The following is a 3,654-nucleotide window of genomic DNA, read 5'->3' as shown; positions in this document are numbered from 1 at the left end:
ATCCACCACCAGTTCGACCTCGCCGGCCAGCACGAAGCCGAATTCATGGCCGGCATGGGCATAGGCCTCGGCCGTGCCGCCGCTGGCTTCCACCGTCACCAGCATGCCGGTCAGCGTCGCGCCCGGGGGTGACAGCAGCGCCTTGGCAATGCCTTCCGACTTCACCGGGATCTGCCGCCGCTTGTCGGCGCGCACGCAATAGAGATCGTTGGCCGCATCGTTGCCGTCGGCGATCAGCGCCGACGGCTCGATGTCGAGGGCGGCGGCGAGCGGCCAGATCACCTTGACGCGCAGCGAGGACATGCCGCGCTCGATCTGGCTGAGCGCCCCGATCGACACACCAGCTTTTGCCGCAAGATCGGCCAGCGACAGATTGCGCTCCAGCCGCAGCGCCCGCACGCGCCGGCCGACCCGCACATCGGCATCGTCCTTCGGCTTCTCAGCCGGTTCGTCCAGCATGTCCATTTGTTAGTCCTTATTGCAGTGCTTAGGGCCGGTGGCGACCAAGGCCGGCTTCAGGGTTGGATAGCTATCGGGCGTCAGTGCTGCCCCTCATCGCCCTGCCGGGCACTTCTCCCCGTATAGTGACGGGGAGAAGTGGCTGGCCGCAACGCCGGCGCCATCCTTGCAACGCTGATGATTGGCGAAATGGGCGATGACAGCGTCCCTCTCCCCGTCACTATACGGGGAGAGGATGCCGGCAGGCAGGTGAGGGGCAGCGCAAACTTCGGCAATTGGTCGCCTCGAATACGGTTGAAACTCACCCGCCCGCCTTGACCTTTTCAAACATCTTGGCGAGGTCGTCATTCTGTTTCATCGGCCCGGTGAAGATGGTGGTCTTCAGCAACACCTCGGGATCGGATGGCAGCTGCAATTTCTCAAGTTCCTCCTTCGGCACGGTGGCGAAGGCGGAGTTCAGCGAGTTGCCGTAGCCATAGGCCTGGATCAGGTATTTGCCGGAGTCGGCATCCAGCCGGCTGTTGATGAAGTCATAGGCGAGATCGACATTCTTGGCGTCCTTGAGCATGACGAAGCCGCAGGCCCAGGTCAGCATGCCCTCCTTCGGCTTCATGAACTCGACCGGCACGCCCTGCTTCTTCAGCGACGTGGCGGACGCGTTCCAGGTCATGGCGGCGACCAATTGGCCGCTGGCCAACGCCTGTTCGACGGAGGTCATGTCGGTGGTGTAGTTGGAGAGCAGCGGGCGCTGCTCGCGCAGCTTCTCGGCCACCTTGTCCATTTGCTCCGGCGTCATGTCGAACGGATTGACGCCGGCGAGCAGTGCGGCAACGACCGGCGTGTCGTGCACGGCGTCGATCGTCGCCATGCGGCCGGCATACTGCTTGTCCCACAAAAGGTTCCAGCTCGCTTCCGGGTTCTTCACCAGATCGGTTCGGTAGAGGATCGAGGTGTTGCCCCAGTCCCATGGCACCATCCAGACCTTGCCGTCGCCGGCCTGCAGGTCGGGCAGGTTCTTGAACACCGGGAAGATCGAATCCCAGTTCTTGATGCGCTTGGTGTCGATCGGCTGCAGCAGGCCTTCCTTGTTCCAGCGCGCCACCTTGTCATAACAGGGATGCGCGATGTCGGGGCGGAAGCCGGCCTTGACCTTGGTGAAGGCGTCATCGTCGTCACCGAAGATGGAGGCCTCGACGCCATCGGGATGCGCGGCAAGGAAGCTCTTGTTGAAATCGGGCAGTTCATAGCCCGACCAGGTGAAATATTGCAGCTTGTCGCCGGCGAAAGCGACGGTCGACGACAGCGTCATCGCGAACGCCGTCAATCCAGCGCAAACAGTCTTTGCAGAGATCGATTTCAGGTCGAATGCCATTGCAGTTCTCCTCTCTTGGTTTGTTTTGGTTGTGATGGATCCGCGGGCTTTGGCGCCGTGGCGGACAGGCCGCGATGGCGCAGGATTTCAGCTGCTGCAGCGATGATGAAGGACACAGCCAGGATCGACGTGCCCAGCGCCATCACCGTCGGCAGCGACTTTGGAAAACGCAGCTGGCTCCAGATGTAGAGCGGCAGCGTCGGCTCGGTGCCGGCGAGGAAGAAGACGACGATGAATTCGTCGAAGGAGATCAGGAAGGCCAGCATGAAGGCCGAAACGATGGCCGGCAGGCTGAGCGGCAGCATGACCCGCCGGAACGTCGTCCAGTCGGAGGCGCCGAGATCGAGCGCCGCCTCGCGAATGGTTTTCGGGACGGCGGCGAAGCGGCTGCGCATGATCACCACGGTCGTCGGCAGCGCCACCAATATGTGACCGAGAACGATGGCGATGCGCGATGGCCCCAAACCAATGAGGTTGATGAGGATCAGCAGCGATATGCCGACGATGACGCCGGGGATCAGGATCGGCAGCCGGGCGATGGCGCTGATGGTGGCGGCCAGCGGCGAGCGGCCATAGAGGTCCATGTAGGATACGGTGATGCCGCACAGCGTCGCGCCCGTGGCGGCAATGGCGCCGATGACGAGGCTGTTCAAGAGTGCACCAGTCAGCGCCGAATTGCCGAACAGTGTCGCGTACCATTGCAAGGTGAAGCCTTGCAGTGGAAACGCTGCCTGGATCGAGTTGTTGAAGGAAAACAGCGGGATCAGCAGCACCGGCAGATAGAGAAAGACCAGATAGGCGACGACGTAGACGCCGAGCCAGCGGCCGCCTCCCTGCGTGCGTGCAGCGCTCATGTGCGGCTGCCAAATCTGCGGTCGGCGAAACGCGCGACCAGCACCACGCACAGGATGACCAGCATGACGGCGACGGAGAGTGCGGCGCCGAACGGCCAGTCATTGGCCTTGCCGAATTGCGCCTGGATCAGCGTGCCGATCATGGTGCTGGCCGGGCCGCCGACGAGCGCCGGCGTGACATAGTCACCGACCGTCGGCACGAAGACGACAAGGGCTGCCGCCAGCACGCCCGGCATCGAATTGGGCAGCACGACACGGCGGAAAGAGGTGAATGGCCGCGCGCCGAGATCGGAAGCGGCCTCGATCAGCGATTTCGGGATGGTGTCCAGCGCCACATAGATCGGCAGGATGGCGAACGGTGCATAGGCGTGCGCGAGCGTGACGACGACGGCGGCCGGCGTGTTGAGAAAGGCCAATGTCGGCTCGGACCAGATACCGCTTTCGATCAGCGCCGAGTTCAAAACGCCATTGTAGGCGAGCACGATCTTCCAGGCGAAGACGCGCAGGAGATAGCTGGTCCAGAACGGCAGCGTCACCAGGAACAGCAGCAGGCCGCGCCGCCGGCCGGCGTGGAAGGCAAGGTAGTAGGCGACGGGATAAGCGGTGACGACGGTCGCCAGCGTGACCAGAGCGGCAATGATCAGCGAGCGCAGCGTCACCGTCCAGTACAGCGGATCGGACACCACAGTGACAAAATTCGCCACGGTGAAGCCGGCGCCGAGCAGCGAACCGTCATTGCCGCGGAAGGCGAGAAAAAGCACGAGGCCGAGGGCAAACAGGATCAGCAGGAAAGTGACCAGAGCGCCCGGCAGCAGCATGGCGACCCGGAAGCCCTGAGAAGACCGGACCTCTGGCGCTGATGTTGCAACTAGGGTCGACATCCACCTGCCTATCGGGATTTTGAAATTGGCTTAGAGTTTTTCATATCCATGAAACTGTCAAGCAGAATCCTCTAACGGAACCCCAAGG

4 protein-coding genes are annotated in these 3,654 nt (G+C 62.6%); all 4 read right to left on the bottom strand.

Annotated features, from left to right (window positions below; genetic code table 11):
• A partial coding sequence (locus tag EN939_RS25140; protein WP_164751204.1) for a helix-turn-helix domain-containing protein occupies positions 1-465 on the bottom strand: 465 nt, incomplete at its 3' end.
• 295 nt (positions 466-760) lie between these two features.
• Positions 761-1,831: an ABC transporter substrate-binding protein gene (locus EN939_RS25130; RefSeq protein WP_127270508.1), complete on the bottom strand. Its 1,071-nt coding sequence runs from the start codon at positions 1,829-1,831 to the stop codon at positions 761-763.
• On the bottom strand, positions 1,816-2,685 hold the full coding sequence (locus tag EN939_RS25125) for an ABC transporter permease (RefSeq protein WP_127270229.1): 870 nt from the start codon (positions 2,683-2,685) through the stop codon (positions 1,816-1,818). The genes EN939_RS25130 and EN939_RS25125 overlap by 16 nt, the downstream gene beginning before the upstream one ends.
• A complete protein-coding gene (locus tag EN939_RS25120) occupies positions 2,682-3,566 on the bottom strand; it encodes an ABC transporter permease (protein ID WP_127270231.1) in 885 nt (294 codons plus the stop codon). Before EN939_RS25120 ends, EN939_RS25125 begins: the two co-directional genes overlap by 4 nt.
• Between the last annotated feature and the right edge of the window lie 88 nt (positions 3,567-3,654).

It is taken from the genome of Mesorhizobium sp. M7A.F.Ca.CA.002.05.1.1 (assembly GCF_003998335.1).
In the GTDB taxonomy this organism is placed as follows: Bacteria; Pseudomonadota; Alphaproteobacteria; order Rhizobiales; family Rhizobiaceae; genus Mesorhizobium.
This window is presented reverse-complemented; position numbering and strand designations above follow the sequence as displayed.